The sequence below is a fragment of the Streptomyces sp. Ncost-T10-10d genome (assembly GCF_900091955.1).
Taxonomy (GTDB): domain Bacteria; phylum Actinomycetota; class Actinomycetes; order Streptomycetales; family Streptomycetaceae; genus Streptomyces.
Map to the genome: position 1 here is coordinate 1 of NZ_FMDF01000076.1, position 19,170 is coordinate 19,170.

Annotated in this window: 16 protein-coding genes and 3 pseudogenes; 16 read left to right on the plus strand and 3 right to left on the minus strand. The window is 70.2% G+C overall.

The window, feature by feature from the left end:
• Nucleotides 1-229: 229 nt before the first annotated feature.
• From GA0115254_RS11580 to GA0115254_RS11635, 12 genes and pseudogenes are all read left to right on the plus strand, one after another.
• On the plus strand, nt 230-1,183 hold the full coding sequence (locus tag GA0115254_RS11580; protein WP_093895204.1) for an alpha/beta hydrolase: 954 nt from the start codon (nt 230-232) through the stop codon (nt 1,181-1,183).
• A gap of 17 nt (nt 1,184-1,200) precedes the next feature.
• Nucleotides 1,201-3,081: an amidohydrolase gene (locus tag GA0115254_RS11585; RefSeq protein ID WP_093895233.1), complete on the plus strand. Its 1,881-nt coding sequence runs from the start codon at nt 1,201-1,203 to the stop codon at nt 3,079-3,081.
• Nucleotides 3,082-3,096: 15 nt separating this feature from the next.
• A complete protein-coding gene (locus tag GA0115254_RS11590) occupies nt 3,097-3,837 on the plus strand; it encodes an acetate uptake transporter family protein (RefSeq protein ID WP_093895205.1) in 741 nt (246 codons plus the stop codon).
• A 46-nt stretch (nt 3,838-3,883) separates the two neighbouring features.
• Nucleotides 3,884-4,198 (plus strand): GNAT family N-acetyltransferase, encoded by a 315-nt coding sequence (locus GA0115254_RS11595; RefSeq protein WP_093895206.1) that lies wholly within the window; start codon nt 3,884-3,886, stop codon nt 4,196-4,198.
• Nucleotides 4,090-4,419, plus strand: a pseudogene (locus tag GA0115254_RS45865) (alpha/beta fold hydrolase); the annotation flags it as partial. The gene GA0115254_RS11595 and the pseudogene GA0115254_RS45865, both read left to right, overlap by 109 nt.
• A gap of 620 nt (nt 4,420-5,039) precedes the next feature.
• Nucleotides 5,040-5,876 carry an alpha/beta fold hydrolase gene (locus GA0115254_RS11605; RefSeq protein ID WP_093895207.1) on the plus strand — a complete coding sequence of 279 codons (837 nt, stop codon included), beginning with the start codon at nt 5,040-5,042 and terminating at the stop codon, nt 5,874-5,876.
• A 68-nt stretch (nt 5,877-5,944) separates the two neighbouring features.
• Entirely contained in the window at nt 5,945-7,042 is a 1,098-nt protein-coding gene (locus GA0115254_RS11610) for an LLM class flavin-dependent oxidoreductase (protein ID WP_093895208.1), read from the plus strand.
• The gene (locus tag GA0115254_RS11615; RefSeq protein ID WP_093895209.1) at nt 7,039-7,653 is read left to right on the plus strand and encodes an FMN reductase; all 615 of its coding nucleotides are present in this window, start codon (nt 7,039-7,041) and stop codon (nt 7,651-7,653) included. Before GA0115254_RS11610 ends, GA0115254_RS11615 begins: the two co-directional genes overlap by 4 nt.
• A gap of 156 nt (nt 7,654-7,809) precedes the next feature.
• A complete protein-coding gene (locus GA0115254_RS11620) occupies nt 7,810-10,608 on the plus strand; it encodes an ATP-binding protein (RefSeq protein WP_370740854.1) in 2,799 nt (932 codons plus the stop codon).
• A gap of 141 nt (nt 10,609-10,749) precedes the next feature.
• Nucleotides 10,750-11,997: a PucR family transcriptional regulator gene (locus GA0115254_RS11625; protein ID WP_093895211.1), complete on the plus strand. Its 1,248-nt coding sequence runs from the start codon at nt 10,750-10,752 to the stop codon at nt 11,995-11,997.
• Between the two features lie 37 nt (nt 11,998-12,034).
• Nucleotides 12,035-12,160, plus strand: a pseudogene (locus GA0115254_RS47470) (alpha/beta fold hydrolase); the annotation flags it as partial.
• A gap of 116 nt (nt 12,161-12,276) precedes the next feature.
• Nucleotides 12,277-12,474: pseudogene (locus GA0115254_RS11635) on the plus strand (transposase); the annotation flags it as partial.
• A 190-nt stretch (nt 12,475-12,664) separates the two neighbouring features.
• Here GA0115254_RS11635 and GA0115254_RS11640 read toward each other — a convergent pair.
• A complete protein-coding gene (locus GA0115254_RS11640; RefSeq protein WP_176740074.1) occupies nt 12,665-13,192 on the minus strand; it encodes a GNAT family N-acetyltransferase in 528 nt (175 codons plus the stop codon).
• Between the two features lie 17 nt (nt 13,193-13,209).
• Here GA0115254_RS11640 and GA0115254_RS11645 point away from each other — a divergent pair, with 17 nt between their 5' ends.
• The 4 genes from GA0115254_RS11645 (at nt 13,210) to GA0115254_RS11665 (ending at nt 17,051) form a co-directional block, all read left to right on the plus strand.
• Nucleotides 13,210-13,968, plus strand: coding sequence for a hypothetical protein (locus tag GA0115254_RS11645; protein ID WP_218105527.1), 759 nt, complete (start codon nt 13,210-13,212; stop codon nt 13,966-13,968).
• A gap of 274 nt (nt 13,969-14,242) precedes the next feature.
• Nucleotides 14,243-15,553, plus strand: coding sequence for a bifunctional 3-oxoadipate enol-lactonase/4-carboxymuconolactone decarboxylase PcaDC (pcaC, locus tag GA0115254_RS11655; protein WP_370740855.1), 1,311 nt, complete (start codon nt 14,243-14,245; stop codon nt 15,551-15,553).
• Between the two features lie 13 nt (nt 15,554-15,566).
• Entirely contained in the window at nt 15,567-16,223 is a 657-nt protein-coding gene (locus GA0115254_RS11660; RefSeq protein WP_093895214.1) for an MBL fold metallo-hydrolase, read from the plus strand.
• 48 nt (nt 16,224-16,271) lie between these two features.
• The gene (locus GA0115254_RS11665; RefSeq protein WP_093895215.1) at nt 16,272-17,051 is read left to right on the plus strand and encodes an exodeoxyribonuclease III; all 780 of its coding nucleotides are present in this window, start codon (nt 16,272-16,274) and stop codon (nt 17,049-17,051) included.
• Nucleotides 17,052-17,186: 135 nt separating this feature from the next.
• On the opposite strand, the gene GA0115254_RS11670 is transcribed toward GA0115254_RS11665, so the two are convergent.
• Entirely contained in the window at nt 17,187-18,365 is a 1,179-nt protein-coding gene (locus tag GA0115254_RS11670; protein ID WP_093895216.1) for a Cmx/CmrA family chloramphenicol efflux MFS transporter, read from the minus strand.
• A 574-nt stretch (nt 18,366-18,939) separates the two neighbouring features.
• Nucleotides 18,940-19,149 (minus strand): hypothetical protein, encoded by a 210-nt coding sequence (locus GA0115254_RS11675; RefSeq protein ID WP_093895217.1) that lies wholly within the window; start codon nt 19,147-19,149, stop codon nt 18,940-18,942.
• Nucleotides 19,150-19,170 lie beyond the last annotated feature (21 nt).

Consider the following 19,170-nt stretch of genomic DNA (forward strand, 5'->3'; position numbering starts at 1 on the left):
GGAACGCAGGCGTTCGGCACGCTCGAGCAGCTGCCGATCGGCCTCGGCCACGACACCCGCGTGTAGGCCTGCCAGCGGCTGAACCGCGTAGCCGCCGACACGCAGACCCGCTGCTCCCTTTTACAAGAAGCACCACTGGCTCATGCGCGGTGCGACCTTCCTCGACGCCGCGCGCGGCACCCGCTGAACGACCAACCCATTCCGCACACCCTCCGAAGGAGAACCCCCCATGCCGAACCGGACGACCCTCGAACCAGCCGCCCAGGCGTTTGCCGAGGCCACCGCCCAGCCGCCGTTCCTCTACCAGATTCCCGTGGCGGACGGCCGCAAGGCCGTGGACGACGTCCAGAGCGGTGAAGGCGTCCTGCTGCCCGCCGTCGACGAGGAATGGATCACTGTCCACGGCGGTCCGACCGGCGACGTCCGTGCCCGGATCGTCCGCCCGCGCGGTGCCACCGGCCCCCTCCCCGTCATCCTCTACATCCACGGCGCGGGCTGGGTCTTCGGCAACGCCCACACCCACGACCGGCTCGTCCGCGAACTCGCCGTCGGCACGGGGGCGGCCGTCGTCTTCCCCGAGTACGACCTCTCGCCCGAGGCCCGCTACCCCGTCGCCATCGAGCAGAACTACAGCGTCGCCCAGTGGATCGCCCGCGAGGGACACCACAAGGAGCTCGACGGCACCCGGATCGCCGTCGTCGGCGACTCGGTCGGCGGCAACATGACCGCTGCCCTCACCCTCATGGCCAAGCAGCGCGGCGACCTCCGCCTCGCCCACCAGGTCCTCTTCTACCCGGTCACCGACGCGAGCTTCGACACCGACTCGTACCAGCAGTTCGCCGAGGGCTACTTCCTGCGCCGCGACGGCATGCAGTGGTTCTGGGACCAGTACACGACCGACAAGGCCGAGCGCGCCCAGATCACCGCCTCGCCGCTGCGCGCCACCACCGACCAGCTGACCGGCCTGCCGCCCGCCCTGGTCATCACCGCCGAAGCCGACGTCCTGCGCGACGAGGGCGAGGCGTACGCGGCGAAGCTCCGCGCCGCCGGAGTCCCCGTCACCGCCCTGCGCGTACAGGGGGTCATTCACGACTTCGTCATGCTGAACGCGCTGCGCGAGACGCAGGCCGCGGAACTCGCCATCGGTGTCGCGATCGACACCCTGCGCAAGGCCCTGGCGTGAGGGAGCCGTCGATGAACATGCCGACGACGAGCATGCCCGTGGCGGGCCTCGTGCCCGGCCCGCGGCAGGAACAGCCGCAGGCCGACCTCCTCGTTCGCAACGCGAAGGTGTTCACCGGTGACCCCGACCGCCCCGAGGCCCGTGCCGTCGCGATCCGCGACGGCCGGGTCGCGGCCCTCGGTGACGACCACGACCTCGCCCACCTCGTCGGCCCGGGAACCAGGGTCGTCGACGCGCTCGGGCGCCGGGTGATCCCCGGCCTGAACGACTCGCACCTGCACGTCATTCGGGGCGGCCTGAACTACGTCCTGGAGCTGCGCTGGGACGGCGTTCGCAGCCTCCGGCAGGCCCTCGCCATGCTGCGCGAGCAGGCCGGCCGCACCCCCAAGGGGCAGTGGATCCGGGTCGTCGGCGGCTGGACCGCCGAACAGTTCGCCGAGCGCAGGATGCCCACCGTCGCCGAGCTGAACGCCGCCGCCCCCGACACCCCGGTATTCGTTCTGCACCTGTACCAGTCGGCCCTGATGAACCGGGCCGCGGTGCGAGCAGCCGGATTCACCCGAGACACCCCCGACCCGCGCGGGGGGCAGATCGTACGGGGCCGGGACGGCGAACCCAACGGGGTCCTCCTCGCAGCGCCGGGGGCCCTCATCCTGTACTCGACCCTGGCCAAAGCACCGGCCCTCGACGAGGCCGACAAGCGGACGTCGACGCGACACTTCCTGCGCGAGCTCAACCGCTTCGGACTGACCTCCGCGGTCGACGCAGCCGGCGGGTTCCAGAACTTCCCCGACAACTACGCCACGGTTGTCGACCTCGCCCGGTCGGGGGAGCTCTCCCTGCGCATCGCCTACCACCTGTTCCCGCAGACAGCCGGCCAGGAGCTCGCCGACCTGAAGCGCTGGACCGAGATGGTGAAGCCCGAGGACGGGGACGAGTGGCTCCGGCTGAACGGCGCGGGCGAGAACCTGACCTGGGCCGCCGCCGACTTCGAGAACTTCTCCGAACCCCGGCCCGAACTCGCCGCGGGGTACGAGGCCGAGTTCGAGCAGGCCGTCCGGCTCCTGATGGAGAACGGCTGGGGCTTCCGGCTCCACGCGACCTACGACGAGACGATCCGGCGCGATCTGGCCGTCTTCGAGAAGCTCGCGGCGGAAGGACTCTTCCCCGGCGGCAACCGCTGGCTCTTCGATCACGCGGAGACCGTCTCGGCCGACAGCCTGGACCGGATCGCGGCCCTCGGCGGCGCCCTGTCCGTCCAGAACCGCATGTCCTTCCAGGGCACCGCCTTCCGCGACCGCTACGGCGCCGAGGCCGCCGCCCACACCCCGCCGGTCCGGGCGATGCTCGACCGGGGGCTGACCGTGGGGGCCGGAACCGACGCCACCCGCGTCTCCTCCTACAACCCATGGGTCGCACTCCACTGGCTGGTGACCGGGCGCACCGTCGGCGGCACGGCGCTCTACCCGGCCGAGAACCTGATCAGCAGGGAGACCGCCCTCGGCCTCTACACCCGCGGAGGGGCACGACTCACCGGTGAGCAGGACGTCAAGGGAGTCCTGCGGGAAGGCTGTTACGGCGACCTCGCGATCCTGTCCGACGACTACCTCACCGTGCCCGAGGCGGCCATCCCCGACATCGAGTCCGTGCTCACCGTCGTCGGCGGCCGCATCGTCTACGCGAGCGCGGAGTACGAGGGGCTCGACGAGGCCCTCCCGCCGGTCAATCCGGTGTGGAGCCCGGTGGCCCACTTCGGCGGCTACCAGGGTGGTGCTCGCCAGGCGTCGCTCGTGGCCGAGGCCGTCGCCGAGTCCGAGCAGCACCGCCAGTGGCGCGTTGCACGTGGCTCCGCTCCCGAAGCGCCTCTGCCTTTCTACGACCCCTGCTTCGAGCACTGAACGAGGGAACCATCAATGAGTACCGCTTCCGCCTCCGCTGCCGGCGCCGACGACGCACCGGGCGACCGGCCGGACACACCGCCGGGACGCCGCTTCGAACCGGACCTCCGGTCGATGACCCGGATCAACCTCCGTCCCATCGCCTCACCCATGCCGCTGGGCTTCTTCACGGTGGCGATCGCCTCCGTGATGACGGGATGCCTGCAGCTCGGGCTCTTCGAGACCGAGGCCCGTCGTGCCGTCGCCCTGTGCGTGCTGCCGGCGTTCGCCCTGCAATTCCTGGTGAGCGTCCTGGCCTTCGGGGCCCGGGACGTGATCGCGGCGACGCTCATGGGCACGTTCGCCGGCAGCTGGCTGGCCTACGCGCTCGTCATGTTCACCGGCGCAGCCGACGGCCTCCGCGTGCTGGGCGTCTTCAATCTGGCGTTCCTCTGCTTCGGGGCGCTGATGGCCGCCGTGACGCGGCCGAAGCGCGCACTGTGGTTCGTCCTCGTGGTTTCCCTGCCGCGCTGGGCGGCCACCGGTCTGTCGGGGCTGACCGGCGCCGAATGGCTCACGCGCACGTCCGGGGCCCTCGGCCTCGTGGTGGCGCTCGTCGCGATGTACGCGGCGTTCGCCCTGATGCTGGAGGACATGCGCAGCGAGGAGGTGCTGCCGATCGGCCGCAGCGGCCCCGCCCACGCCGCCGTCGAGGGCGACCTCGCGGTCCAGCTCCGCAACCTGGAACGCCAGGCGGGCGTGCGCCGCACGCTCTGAACATACCGACCGATCCCCTTGACACCGTGACCCCACAGGAGCACCCGTGGAACCGCAGGTGGTGAACCGCCCCGAGAAGTCCCGCTACGAGATCCTCGCCGGTGACGACGGCACCGAGACCGCAGGCTTCGCCGAGTACCACCTCTCGGCGGGCGAGATCGCCTTCATCCACACCGAGACCGATCCCCGGTTCGCGGGCCGGGGGCTGGGCGGGCTGCTCGCCCGGGGCGCTCTCGACGACGCCCGGGCACGCGGGCTGCACGTCCTGCCGTACTGCCCCTTCATCCGGGGGTGGATCGGCAAGCACCCCGAGTACGCCGACCTGGTGCCCGAGGCGCGCCGCGCACATTTCGGCCTCTGAAGCACGCCGACCTCCGACCGGTCGCGGCGTGGAAGGGCAAGCCCTCGTGGGGCCTGATCGCCACCTCCGACCGGACCATCAACCCCGACGTGGTGCGCTACGGCTACGAGCGTGCCGGCATGACCACCATCGAGGTCGACTCCTCGCACCTGGTCATGCTTGCCCAGCCCAAGCGCGTGGCGGAGCTGATCCAGAACGCCGTCCGGTCCACCGCTGTCTGACGCGCGCTGCGGCCCGGGCCGGTTCGAGCCCACCCCTCGGGGTGGGCTCGAACGATTGGGTGATGAACTTCGAGCGCTGGTAGGCCTCCGGTCGCCCACCGAGAAACACCTGGTGGGCGACCGGAGCAGATCGCCCTGCGTGCCGGGGACCGGTCCCCGGCCGGGGACCTCGCGGCCCAGGCGGCCGAGCACTCCGCCCGTAGCCCTTCCGTGCCGACCCCGCACGGAATCGCCGCCCACACGGCTGCCCTGGTGAACCCCGACAACGCACTCCTGGAGCGGGGGTCGACCCGCATTCTCCGGGTCGACCCCCGCTCCTGCATCTCGCAGCCGCCTCCGCCGATCTCGGGCGGGCGCTCCTGACCACCGGCGACGGCGCCGCCCGATACCCGCGCTGACCAGGGCATACGAGGCGTACACGCACCCAGTTGACCCGGCTCGTGCCGGCGGAAGCCGACGTCGAGCCGGCCGACATCGGTCGATCCCGGGCGAACTCTGCGCCCGTGGGCAAGGTGTGGTGCGCCGCGCGACAACAGGCGACGCCGCGCCGACCATAGCGTGACGGCATTCCGTGCCGCACCGATGCGCGGACCAGCCGACCCGAATTGAGGAAGCACCCCATGCCGTACATCACCGTGGGCCAGGAGAACTCCACCAACATCGACCTGTACTACGAGGACCACGGCGTCGGTCAGCCGGTCGTCCTCATCCACGGCTTCCCGCTCGACGGGCACTCCTGGGAGCGGCAGAGCGCTGCGCTGCTCGACGCCGGTTACCGCGTGATCACCTACGACCGCCGCGGATTCGGGCAGTCCGCCCAGCCGACGGCCGGGTACGACTACGACACCTTCGCCGCCGACCTGAACACCGTGATGGAGACCCTCGACCTGCGCAACGCCGTCCTGGTCGGGTTCTCCATGGGCACCGGTGAGGTCGCCCGCTATGTGTCCGCGTACGGCTCCGACCGGGTCGCCAAGGTCGCCTTCCTGGCTTCGTTGGAGCCCTTCCTGCTCAAGAACGACGACAACCCCGACGGCGTCGCCCCCAAGGAGTTCTTCGACGGAGTCGTCGCCGCCGTCAAGGCCGACCGGTACGCCTACTACACGGCCTTCTTCAACGACTTCTACAACCTCGACGAGAACCTCGGCACCAGGATCAGCGCCGAAGCGGTGAGCAACAGCTGGAACGTCGCGGCCGGCGGCGGTTCCTTCGCAGCCGCGGCCGCGCCCTCCACCTGGTACACCGACTTCCGCGCCGACATCCCCGCCGTCGACGTCCCGGCGCTCATCCTGCACGGAACGGCCGACCGGATCCTCCCGGCCGAGGGAACGGCGCGCCCGTTCCACAAGATGCTCCCGTCCGCCGACTACGTGGAGATCGAGGGCGCCCCGCACGGCCTCCTGTGGACCCACGCGGAGGAGGTCAACACGGCCCTCCTCGCCTTCCTGTCGAAGTGACGCCGGACCTGCCGCTTCCACGGCCCACGTCCGCAGGATCCAGACAGATTCAGGAGAGCAGAGACCCCATGCAGTTCGGCATCTTCACCGTCGGGGACGTGACACCCGACCCCACCACCGGCCGCACGCCGTCGGAGCACGAGCGCATCAAGGCGATGATCGCCATCGCGCTCAAGGCCGAGGAAGTCGGCCTGGACGTCTTCGCGACCGGCGAGCACCACAACCCGCCGTTCGTACCGTCGTCCCCGACCACCATGCTCGGCTACATCGCCGCCCGCACCGAGAAGCTGATCCTGTCCACCGCCACGACGCTGATCACCACCAACGACCCGGTGAAGATCGCGGAGGACTACGCGATGCTCCAGCACCTGGCCGACGGTCGGGTCGACCTCATGCTGGGGCGTGGCAACACCGGCCCGGTGTACCCGTGGTTCGGGCAGGACATCCGCCAGGGCATCAACCTTGCCAAGGAAAACTACGCGCTGCTGCGCCGGCTGTGGCGCGAGGACACCGTGGACTGGGAGGGCACGTTCCGTACGCCCCTGCAGGCCTTCACCTCGACACCCCGGCCGCTGGACGGCGCCCCGCCATTCGTCTGGCACGGATCCATCAGGTCCCCGGAGATCGCGGAGCAGGCCGCGTTCTACGGCGACGGCTTCTTCCACAACAACATCTTCTGGCCGGCGGACCACACCAGGCGCATGGTTCAGCTGTACCGACGCCGGTACGCCCACCACGGCCACGGCCGTCCGGAGGACGCCATCGTGGGTCTCGGCGGACAGGTCTTCATGCGGAAGAACTCCCAGGACGCCGTACGGGAGTTCCGCCCCTACTTCGACAATGCTCCCGTGTACGGCCACGGCCCGTCGCTGGAGGAGTTCACCGAGCAGACCCCGCTGACCGTGGGCTCTCCCCAGCAGGTCATCGAGCGGACCCTGACCTTCCGGGAGAGCGTCGGCGACTACCAGCGCCAGCTCTTCCTGATGGATCACGCGGGCCTGCCCCTGAAGACCGTCCTGGAACAGCTCGACATCCTCGGCGAAGAGGTCGTGCCTGTGCTGCGCAAGGAGTTCGCGAACGGACGCCCGGCCGACGTGCCGAACGCGCCGACGCACACGGCACGGGACACCGCCGCCGCGACGACGCGGGGAGCGACCGCCGCATGAAGCTGATCGCCGTTTCCGCGGGGCTGAGCACCCCCTCCTCCACCCGCCTGCTCGCGGACCGGCTCATCGAGTCTGCCCGCGGCGAACTCGTGGCCCAGGGGCATACCGTGCCGACCGAGGTCATCGAGTTGCGCGAACTGGCCCGCGACGTCGCCAACCATCTGGTAACCGGCTTTCCACCGTCCCGACTGGCCGCGGCGATCGACGCGCTGACGCAGGCCGACGGCCTGATCGTCGTGACTCCCGTGTTCACGGCTTCCTACAGCGGGCTGTTCAAGTCCTTCTTCGACCTGATCGACCCGGACGCCCTCACCGGGAAACCGGTCCTGGTCGCGGCGACGGGTGGTACCGCCCGCCACTCCCTGGTCCTGGAGCACGCCCTGCGCCCGCTCTTTGCCTATCTGCGCGCCGCCGTCGTCCCCACGGCGGTGTACGCGGCGTCCGAGGACTGGGGATCAGGGGGAGACGAGTACACCGACGGCCTTCCCGCGCGTATCCGGCGGGCGGGCGGCGAGCTGGCCGCGCTCATGGCCGCCCGCCCGGCCCGCGCCGAGCCCGAGGACGACGTCACCGCGCTCGAACGGCAACTCGCCGACCTGCGCTTCGACTGAGGCCGGGGACACCCTCGGGGAGGTCGGGCCGGCCCCATGCTTCATACTGATCCGCCGTTACCGCACCCGGAACCGAGTCTCGTCCGGTGCGGCCCCCGCGGCGGAATGAGAGTGAACCGATTGACAGCATGGCCTTTTCCCGAGGACCTCGGCGGCGTGAGGGCGCCGATCCGCGGCAGGGAGGCGGAACTGGCGTTCATCGAGGAGCGGCTCGACTCGCTGGCCCGCCGCGAAGGCGGGATCGTCCGTGTCGACGGCCCCGCGGGCAGCGGCAAGACCATGATGCTCGTGGAGGCTTCGGCATCCGCGAAGCGGCGCGGGATGCGGGTGTTCCACGGGGGAGCGGACCCCGACGACCAGTTCGTGCCGCTCGCCCCCCTGCTGGAGGGGCTGATCTCCGGGGAGGAACCGCTGCCGGACGCCGCCCGGCTCCGGGACCTTGCCGCGGTGCCCAGCCAGCGGTTCTGGCTGCTCCAGGAACTGGTGGACCGCTTGCGGGAGGCGGCGCGGGGCGAGCCCCTGCTCATCGTCCTCGACGACCTCCAGTGGTGTGATGACCTGACGCTCCTCACCTTTCACACCCTCGCGGCCCGACTCTCGCCGCACGCGATCCTGTGGCTGGTGGCCGTGCGCAGCGGAAGCGTGCCGCCGGGCGTGCGCACGACACTGGACAGGATCCACCAGGCGGGCGCGCACGAAGTGGCCCTGGGCCCGCTCGCGGACCAGGCGGTCGCGCAGATCGCGGAGGACGTCCTGGGCGCGGTTCCTGACCCGGACGTCCTCCGCGTCGCCCGCCGCGCCGACGGTGTTCCGCAGCTGTTGGTCGAGCTGCTCGGCGGGCTGCGGGACGCGGGGGTGGTGACGGTCGACAACGGCACGGCCCGGCTGTCGGCCGGATCCCTCCCCGTTCGGGCTTTCCCCATCCGCCCCTTGCCCTCCGTCGTGCGCCGCCTCGACCTGTTGTCCGACGCGGCTCGCGAACTCGTGGAAACGGCAGCCGTCGTGGGCCGCCCGGTCACCGTGGGTCTTCTTGCCGAACTGCTCGGCAGGCCGTCGGCGGCACTGATCACCGCAGTGCGGGAATCCCTCGACTCCGATCTGCTGACCGAAGGGAGCGATCACCTGGAATTCCGCCACGAGCTGATCCGCGAGGCGTTGGAAGCCGGTCTTCCTCTCTCCGTGCGCCGAACCCTGCGCCGTCAGGCCGAGGTGCTACTGGAGAGCGCGACACCCCTGGTCGAAACCCCCATGTCACCAGTCGGCGGCGCGGAGCCCGGTGATCGGGCGGCCGTCGACCGGCTGCGCACCGCAGCGGCGGAACTCGCGGCCACCGCTCCCGGGTCGGCCGCGGACCTCAGCATCAGAGCGCTGGAACTCACCGCGGTGGACGCTCCGGAACGGCCGACGGTCATCGCCGAGACGATCCCGCTGCTCTGGCAGACGGGGCAGCGGGCCCGGGCCCGGCACCTGGGGGCCTCGGCCCTGTCGACCGGTGGTCTCGGGCCCGAGGACGAGGCACGGATACGCCTCGGCCTGGCGCGCCTGTCCTCCGAGTTCGACTTTTCCGAGGCGGTCCGGCAGGCCCGTGCCGGGGCGGCACTGCCCGGGATCCCGGCGGCCCTGCGGGCCCGACTGCTCGCGCTGCTCTGTCTCAACCTGTCGATGTCGGGCGACAACGAGGCGGCCGAGCAGGCCGTAGCCGAGGCGCTGGAGACCGTCGAAGCGGCCGGGGACCGGGCCGCCGAGGCCACCTTCAGGGTGGTCGACTCGATCGTGAGCTTCCACCGGATGGACTGGAACGAGGCGTTCCGTCAGGTGGACCGGGCCGCCGAGCTGGGCATCGTGCCTTCCGTGTGGGTTCCGGAAGCCCTGTGGCAGAGCTTCCTGCTGAACGCGGCCGGCCGCTCCGAGGAGGCGCTGGCCGTCGCGCAGGCCGGCCTTCGGAACACCCGGAACGTGGGCCATGCGGCCGCCACACGCATGTGGCTCATGATCCGTACCCGAGTCCTCCTCGACGCCGGACGGCTGACGGACGCCCGGGCCGAGGCGGAAGCCGCGTCCGCGATGACGGACGAGCTCGGCACGGGCAACCTCGCCGACGTCACGCTCTCGTACACGCTGATGCGCGTCGCACTCCACACCGGCGACCAGGAGGCCGTACGAGGGTACGCGGCCGATGCGCGGCGGATGCGAAGCGACAGTGCACCGCTCGTCCGCAACATGGGCTCCTGGATGCTGGCGCTGCTGGCGGACTGCGAAGGCCGGCCCGGCCGCGCCATGGCCGCGCTCGACGACGTGATGGCGGCGCTTGCCGAGGATCGGCCTTCCCTCGTCGGCCCGGTCGACCCCGCAGACGCCCCCGTCCTCGTCCGCATGGCACTGCGGGCCGGCGCACACGAGCAGGCCGCGCTCGCGGTCGCAGTGGCCGAGCGACGGGCCACGCGCAACCCCGACGTCACGATCCTCGCCGCCACGGCCGCGCACGCCCGCGGGTTGCACGACAACGACTTCGGTCACCTCCTGCACGCGGTCCGGTTGTACGAGGACTGCCCCCGGCCGATCGCCCGAGCGTCGGCGCTGGAGGACGCCGGCCGCAAGCTTGCCGCCACCCGTGTCTCCGAAGCGGTGCCGTACCTGGACAAGGCCCTCGCCCTTTACACGCAAGCAGGCGCCGAGCGGGACGTCGCACGCGTCCGTCGACGTCTGCGGGCCGCGGGCGTCCGCCGGCCGCCCTCGTCGGCCGGATACGTCAAGGAATGGCCCGAGCTGACGGCGTCCGAGGTCCGTGTGGCACGGCTCGTGGCTCAAGGACTGACGAACCTTCAGGTGGCCGAGCGACTCTCCCTCTCGCCGCACACGGTGAGTTCGCACCTGCGCCGCGCCTTCACCAAGCTCGACATCACCTCGCGAACGGAGTTGGCACGGCTGGTGGGGACCCGCGACAGCGGAGAGTAATCGCTTCGTATCCCCTGTCGGTGCCGTGCAGCATGGACGATTCGTGCGATGTGCTGACGTCGTCGCTTCCTCAGAATCATCAAGAGCTGCGGAAAGGAGAAAAGATCCGCAGGTCACAGGTGGTCGAGAGAGGAACAGTGCATGACCGTAAGGCCTCGGCGGGCCCGTCCTGGCAGCCCCGAGCTTCAGGCGCTTGTCGACGAACTCGCCGAGAAGCTGGGCCGGTCCATCGCGGTCGACGATCCGCTGCTCCGCATGATCTGCACGAGCCGCCACTTCGGTGACGAGGACCCGGTGCGCATAGGTACGCTGCTGCAGGGCCGCGCCGACAACGCGACCGTCCGGTACGTCCTCGCCCAGGGCATAGCCCAGTGGCCGAAGCCCGGATTCATCGAGGGCCGGGACGATCTCGGACTGCTTCCCCGCTACGTCGTGCCGCTGCGGGAGCGCGGATACCTCCTCGGGCTTCTGGTGGTGGTCGCGCCGGAAAGGGCGCTCGCGGAGCAGGAGACCGAAGCCATCGCGCGGGCGGCCGAGGCCATGGCCGCCCAGATGTACGCGGAACAACTCGCGGCCGACACCCGGAAGACCGACGAGCGGACCCTGGTGTCGGAGCTGATCGATACCAACGTCGCCACGTCTACCGCCGCACGCCGGCGGGCGATGGAGGCCGGGCTGCTCAAGGAGGCCGAGCACGTCCTGGTCACCGTCGTCCAGCTGTCCTGCGGCACGGAGCCCGTGCGGCAGGCCGAGGCAGCCCTGTGGGGGACGTTGGAAGGCTTCCGGCAGACACGATCGGCGCAAGGCTTCGTCGCAATCGACCAGGAGCGGGCGATCCTGCTCCAGCTGAGCGACCGGGCTCCCGGTCCGGCCGAGGTCGCCGCCCAGTCCGCCCGCATCCTTGAGGAACTCACCACGTTCCTGGCCCCGTCGGCGGCCCCCGTGATTGGCGTCGGCGGGCGGCACCTGGGCCTGCACGAGGCGTGGAGGTCGTACGAGCAGTCGCTCGTGGCGGCTCGCGCTGCGCGCCGGCTGCCCTCCCTGAAGGGCATGGGCGACTGGAACCTGCTCGGGGAGCTCGCCGTGCTCCTCCAACTCCCGGAGCACGCCCTGAACGAGTCCCTCGTCCCGAAGCCGCTCCGCACCCTGAATCAGGCCAACGGCGGCGATCGGCTGCGGGACACCCTGCGGTGCTTCCTCGAACACGCCGGCTCGATCCCCAGGACCGCGGACGCGCTGAAACTTCATCGCACCTCGCTCTACTACCGCTTGCGCCAGATCCAGGAGATCACCGGACTCGACCTGGACGACGGTGCACACCGGCTCACTCTGCACCTGGGGCTCAGGATCGAGGAACTCCTCACCAAAGGCGACGACGTGGGCACGTGATCCCTGCCCGGTCTCGGGCTGGGGCCAGACACAGGCGATGTTCCGCCACCAGGTCGCGGACCTGTCCCCCGGCCGTCGCGTCGTCACCATCGACCTGCGCGGCCACAGGCTGTCCGACAAGCCGCATCACGGCTATCGCATCGCTCGCCTCTCCCGCGACGTGCTCGAACTCGTCGACCATCTCCGGCTGGAGCGGTTCGACGCGCTGGGCTGGTCCATGGGCGTCTCGGTGTGGTGGAGCTTCATCGACCAGTACGGCACCGGATCTGCAGCCAGGGCATCACGCATCGCCTGGCCCGACGAGGCGTCGAGTCCTCCACCCACTTGGGCCGCCACCGCTGGGTTGTCGAGCGGTCCGTGGCCCGGCTCGCCGGATGCCGCCGACTCCACCGCCGCTACGAGCGTAGAGCCGACCACTTCCTGGCCTTCACCAGCATCGCCTGCACTCTTATCTGTTACCGCAGACTCACCAAATGAGACCACTTCTTGAGAGCAGCGATTCTCGAAGGGTTCCGGAGGCAGTTTGTGATCAACCGGCTCGCGAATGTCGAAGCGAAATGACGGCGTTGTCGTGGCCGCAACGTGGGACGGCCAGCCGCCCGTCAGAGCGCGGCCGGCCGTCGAGGTAGCCTGCGGTCACGTCTCAGCCGACCTGGCCCGTGCTCACTCAGCTGAGGTTGTCGTTCGACGGGGAGTCTCGGGTCATGCGCACGTTGGGCAGTTTCCCTCGCCAGAGCTCTCGCTCACCTGTGGCCTTGAATCCGTAGCGCTCGTAGAAGCGGACCGCTCGTTCGTTGTAATCAGTGACCCAAAGATGCATCGGTGTGCTTCCCGCCCAGGCGAGGAACTCACTCATCAATCGGCCTCCGACACCTTGGCCCTGGGCTTCGTTCAGGAGATACATCGGCCCGAGGGTGACCACCTCGTCCCGACGGCCGCAGAGGAACCCGACGATCTCCGTATCGGAGCGGACGACACGGCAAAACAGCAGGTCCGGTTGTTGCTTCACCGCCTCGATGAATTCCCGCCACTGTGCAACCCCTTCCGCGGTCGCGGCGGCGCCGCGCTGTTCACGGATCCATGTCTCATCGATCCCCGCTTCGTCATTGAGATACGTCTGCAGCCAGGCCCTCAACTGCACAGGCCCCAGAGAAGCGGCGTCTTCGGCATGGGGGGCTTCGATCACGTGGGTCATGGCGGCCATCCTCGGCGATGCTCCGCGAACACGTCGCCCAATTTTGGCTGCTCCTGGGCCTGGCCGCGTTCCGGCAGGGGTCAGCCGGCCTTGGCGGGCTCTCCGACAGCGAGACGGTCCTGCGCCGCTTCTACGATGTGCACCGCGATGCGGGGACCGGCCCGCTGCTCAACCCGTTCCCGCTGGATCTGTCCCGCCGCTCTCGGCGGGCTCACGCGCACCACAATCCGATGGACGGCTGGAGGCCCGAGCGGGTGGGCCGCTACCGGCCGAGCCTTCCGCGGCGAATCCCGCGCTCGATTCCGGAAGCATGGTTCAACAAGCTGTTCGCGGCGCTGCCCTCCAACCGCGACCGGCCCTTGGTCGCCTTCTGGATCTGCACCGGGGTGCGGGCTTCGGAACTGATCGGCATGCGTCAGCGCGATGTCGACCCCGGCCAGCAGTTGATCAGCGTGGTGCGCAAAGGCTCGCGGGCGGTCCAGCAGGTGCCGGCATCGGCGGACGCATTCGTATGGCTGCGCCTCTGCCAGCAGGAGGTACAAGGCCAGGTTGCCCGAGGCCGCACCCAGCCGGTGTGGTGGACACGGCGAGACCCGGTCCGCCCCCTGACCTACCACGGTGCCCACCGGATGTTCGAGCGCGTCAATGCCTCGCTCGGCGCCGACTGGACCTGCCCGATCTGGTGGGGGAGGCCCTCGCCGACTTCAAGGCCACGCAGATCGCCGAGAAGCTCGCGGCAGGGGAGAGATACGAGGACAACGGGTACGTGCTCGTAGATCGACTCGGCAGGGCACTCGACGGACGGCAGCTGCGTGAGCGGGCGTACCAGGTCATGGCCGAGAACGCGCTGCGCCGAGTCCGTTGTGCGACGCCCGCGCGAGTTGCTTCACGTACCTTGCGACCAACGGGGTGCCTGATCACCTCCTGCGCTCTGGGCGGGGCACGCCAAGGTCAAGACCACGAAGCGCTGGTATGTGAAGCCGGATGTGCAGGATCTTCGTCCGACGGCGCATACATGGGGAGGTCTGGCGAGTCTCCCGACCCCCTTCCATGAGAAATTGTGAGATATGGGAGCGTGAGCGGGTGAGTGAGACGACGACTGAAACCCTGCAGTACCGCTTTGACGGGCCAGAAGACGCACCGATCCTGGTCCTGGGCCCTTCCCTCGGCACCTCATGGCACATGTGGGACCGGCAGATACCGGAGCTCACCCAGCACTGGAGAGTCTTCCGCTTCGACCTCCCCGGCCACGGCGGCGCCCCCGCCCACCCCGCGACTGCCGTCACCGAAATCTCCGACCGGCTGCTTGCCACCCTCGACGGGCTCGGCGTCCAGCGCTTCGGGTACGCGGGCTGCTCGATCGGCGGCGCGATCGGCGCCGACCTCGCGCTGCGCCACCCGCACCGGGTCGCCTCGCTCGCACTGGTCGCCGCCTCGCCGCGGTTCGGCAGCGCCGACGAGTTCCGCCAGCGCGGGGTGGTCGTCCGCACCAACGGCCTGGAGCCGATGGCCCGCACCGCACCGGAGCGCTGGTTCACCCCCGGTTTCGCCGCAGCCCAGCCGGCCATCGTCGAGTGGGCCGTCCAGATGGTCCGCACCACCGACCCCGGCTGTTACATCGCCGCCTGCGAAGCCCTCGCCGCCTTCGACATCCGCGGCGAACTCGGCCGCATTACCGTTCCGACCCTCGTCCTGGTCGGCGCCGAGGACCGCGTCACCGGACCGGGCGATGCCCGCACTCTGGTCGCGGGCATACCGGACGCCCGGCTCGCCCTCGTCCCCGGTGCCTCCCACCTCGCCCCGGTCGAGCAGCCCGGAGCCGTCACCGATCTGCTTCTCACCCACTTCTCCACGGCCTGGCAGGACACCCTCGCCGCCATTCCCGTCCCGCCCTTCGCCCCGCAGCTCTCCACTCCGGTGCTGCCCATCGCGGAGATCACCGCAGCCACACCGCAGCCCGATACCGGGACCACCGGACGCGCCGACCCGTACGAGCCCGGCATGAAGGTGCGCCGCGAGGTGCTGGGCGACGCCCATGTGGACCGCACCATGGCCGCCTCCGACGATTTCACCGACGACTTCCAGGAACTGGTCACGCGCTACGCCTGGGGCGAGGTCTGGACCCGGGAGGGTCTGGACCGCCGCACCCGCAGCTGTGTCACGCTCACCGCGCTGGTCACCTCCGGCCATCTGGAGAGCCTGGCCGTCCATGTCAGGGCCGCACTGCGCAACGGCCTCACCCCGGCCGAGATCAAGGAGGTGCTGATGCAGACCGCCGTGTACTGCGGCGTACCGGCCGCGAGCGCCGCCTTCTCGATCGCCCAGACCGTGATTCAGGAAGAAACGACGCCCCGCCCGTAGCAGGATGGGGCCCATGAACGCCGTGAACCCCGTACACCTGACGCTGACCAAGAAGACGCACTCCTGCATCCGTCTGGAGAAGGACGGGCGGACGCTCGTCATCGACCCGGGCAGCTTCTCGGAGCAGGACGCCGCCGTCGGCGCCGACGCGATGCTGGTGACGCACGAGCACCTCGACCATTTCGACGAGGGGCGGCTGCGCGCCGGCATGGAGGCCAACCCGGCCGCCGAGATCTGGACCCTGCGCAGCGTCGCCGACCAGCTCTCCGCGGCCTTCCCGGGCCGTGTCCACACCGTCGGCCACGGCGACACCTTCTCCGCGGCGGGCTTCGACGTACAGGTGCACGGCGAACTGCACGCGGTGATCCACCCGGACATTCCGCGGATCACCAACATCGGCTTCCTGGTGGACGGCTCGCTCTTCCACCCGGGCGACGCGCTCACTGTCCCCGACCAGCCGGTCGACACGCTGATGCTCCCGGTGATGGCCCCCTGGAACAAGATCTCCGAGGTCATCGACTATGTCCGCGAGGTCGGACCGCGCCGCGCCATCGACATCCACGACGCGCTGCTCACCGATCTCGCCCGCCCGATCTACGACACCCAGATCGGCAGCCTCGGCGGCACCGACCACGGCCGGCTGGCCCCCGGGGATTCGACGGGCCTGTGACCGCTGCCGGTCCGGCGACTGTCAGTGGGAGCCGCTAGGTTTACGTACATGCGCATCGCCACCTGGAACGTCAATTCGATCACCGCCCGGCTCCCGCGGCTGCTGGCCTGGCTGGAGAGCACCGGCACGGATGTGCTGTGCATCCAGGAGACCAAGTGCACAGCCGAGCAGTTCCCGGCGGACGCGCTCCGCGAGCTCGGGTACGAGTCCGCGGTCAACGCCACCGGCCGGTGGAACGGGGTCGCGCTGGTCTCCCGGGCCGGCCTGTCCGACGTCGTGCAGGGGCTGCCCGAAGGTCCCGAGTACGAGGGGGTGCAGGAGCCCCGGGCGATCTCGGCCACCTGCGGCCCGGTCCGCGTCTGGTCGGTGTACGTGCCCAACGGCCGCGAGATCGAGCACGCGCACTACGCGTACAAGCTGCGCTGGTTCGAGGCCCTGCAGAAGGCCGTCGCCGCGGACGCCGCGGGCGCGCAGCCCTTTGCGGTCCTGGGCGACTTCAATGTGGCCCCGACCGACGAGGACGTCTGGGATCCGGCGCTGTTCGAGGGCGCGACCCATGTCACTCCGGCCGAGCGCGCCGCCCTTGCCGCCCTGCGCGAGGAGGGCCTGTCCGATGTCATGCCGCGCCCGCTGAAGTACGACCGCCCGTACACCTTCTGGGACTACCGGGAGCTGCGCTTCCCGAAGAACAAGGGCATGCGGATCGACCTCGTCTACGGCAACGCGCCCTTCACCGCGGCGGTCAAGGACAGCTATGTGGACCGCGAGGAACGCAAGGGCAAGGGTGCGTCCGACCACGCCCCGGTGGTCGTGGACCTCGATCTCTGACGCCTCGGACGTCGGCCGTCGTTGTCAGTGGTCGCCGATACGGTGGTCGATGTCCTTATCCCGCTTGCTGGCTGCTTGCTGTGACCAGGACAGCCCCGCCCGTTCAGCGCCGGGCGGGGCTTCATTCATGGCCGGTCAGACCGCAGGAACTCCGTCGCGACTTCGGTCGGTGGCCCGGCGCATTCCCCATGACGCCCCTGCGGTGCCCAGCGCCAGGACCATCAGGAGTGCGCTCACCCACAGCGGTGAGCGGAAGCCGAACCCCGCGTCGATCGCGAGCCCGCCGAACCAGGGGCCGAGCGCGCCGCCCACATTGAACGCGGACGTGGCGAACGAGCCGGACAGGGTCGGTGCGTCGCCCGCCAGCCGGAACACCCACGAGATCAGCGCCGTCCCGGTGCCGAACGCGAGCATGCCCTGGACGAAGACGAGCGCGACCGTCGCCAACGGGCTTCCCGCGGTCAGCGCGAACCCGGTCCAGCCGACGGCGAGCGAGAGCAGACCGGCCGTCGTGAGGGTGATCGGCCGGGCGTCGATGATCCGGCCGGCGACGGTGACCCCGACGAACGAGCCCAGGCCGAACAGCGCGAGCAGTGCGGGCACCCAGGCGGCACCGAGTCCGGTGACATGGGTTGCGAGCGGCTCGAAGTAGGAGAACGCGCAGAACGTCGCCCCTTGTACGAGGGCACTCGTCAGCAGGGTCAGCAGCAGCCGCGGACGGGTCAGGGCCCCCAGCTCGTCGCGTGCGGGTGCGGGGGCGGACTCCGGCCGTGCCCCCGGAATCGTCCTGGCGATCACGAGGACAGCCGGTACGCAGACGAGGGCCACGGCCCAGAACGCCGACCTCCACCCCCAGTGCCCACCCAGCGCCGCACCGGCGGGCACCCCGGCCACACAGGCGATGGTGACGCCCCCGACCACTACGGAGGTGGCGCGTGCCCGGGCCTCGGGTCCGACCATGGAGATCGCGGTCACCATGGCCACGGCCCAGAAACCGGCATTCGCCAGCGCCCCGACGACCCGCGTCGCGAGAAGCACCCCGTAGCCGGGGGTGAGTGCGCCGATGACATGGACGGCGCTGAAGACGCAGAGGAAGAACAACAGGGCACGGCGGCGCGGCCAGTTCCGGCTGAAGAGCGCCATCAACGGCGCCCCGACAACCATGCCGATCGCGAAGGCCGAGGTGAGCAGCCCCGCGGCCGGAATGGATACGTGGAGGTCGGCGGCGATGTCCGAGACCAGACCGGACAGCATGAACTCGGATGTGCCCTGGGCGAAGACGGCGAGCCCGAGTGCGTAGACGGCAAATGGCATGAAGAAACCCCATGGACGGCTGATGGATGGACCAGGCAGGGGGTGTGGGCCGCGCCCGCTCGTCAGGACGAGCGGCAACACGGAAGAACGTCCGGGGTGTTCAAGGACGGGACTCGACGACTCGGCAGGCGCCGGAGCCGGAGAATCTGCGCACGAGTGCGTCACGAGCGCATACGGGAAAGCGCAGCCCACACGGCGGTGGTCCTGCGGCGGCAGTCCGGCGGCAGCGAACCCACGGCCGGTACTCGGCCGTACGGGATCGACTCGGCAATGGATCAGCCACCGGTGGACCGGTGGCTAGTCTCTGTCGGACTCGGGGCTGGACATGATCGCGAACGTACCAGCTCGGATATCCTCGCTGCCACCCCTTTTGCCGCCGGAACAGCGGAGCACCGGAGCGTCGGCACCTCTCGGCCGCCCGAGGTCCCGGGCAGACCGACGCGGGCGGTGACCGTGCCGAGCGGAGTGATCGAGCCGCTGCGTCAGGGAACGAAGGAAGCGATCATTCGCGATGCGACAAAGCGGGCGACACGGGGTGATCTCATGGCGTGACCGAGCGCCGCAGGGCAGCGCCTCACGCCGCTTCGTACCGGTGCGCCTGCCCGCCGCGCCATTCGATCCAGTGCGGGTCGTCGAGGCAGTGCTCGGCGTCGTAGATCCCGGCTTGCCGGAGGAATTCGATCAGGTCGCGGTCGTCGCGGGCGAGGCCGGCGATGTCGCCGTTGATGGTGACCGCCCGGCCGCCGGCTGAGGAAGGGCGGTGCACGACTATGGGGGCGCTCATGTTTTCAGGGTGCGGCCGGCT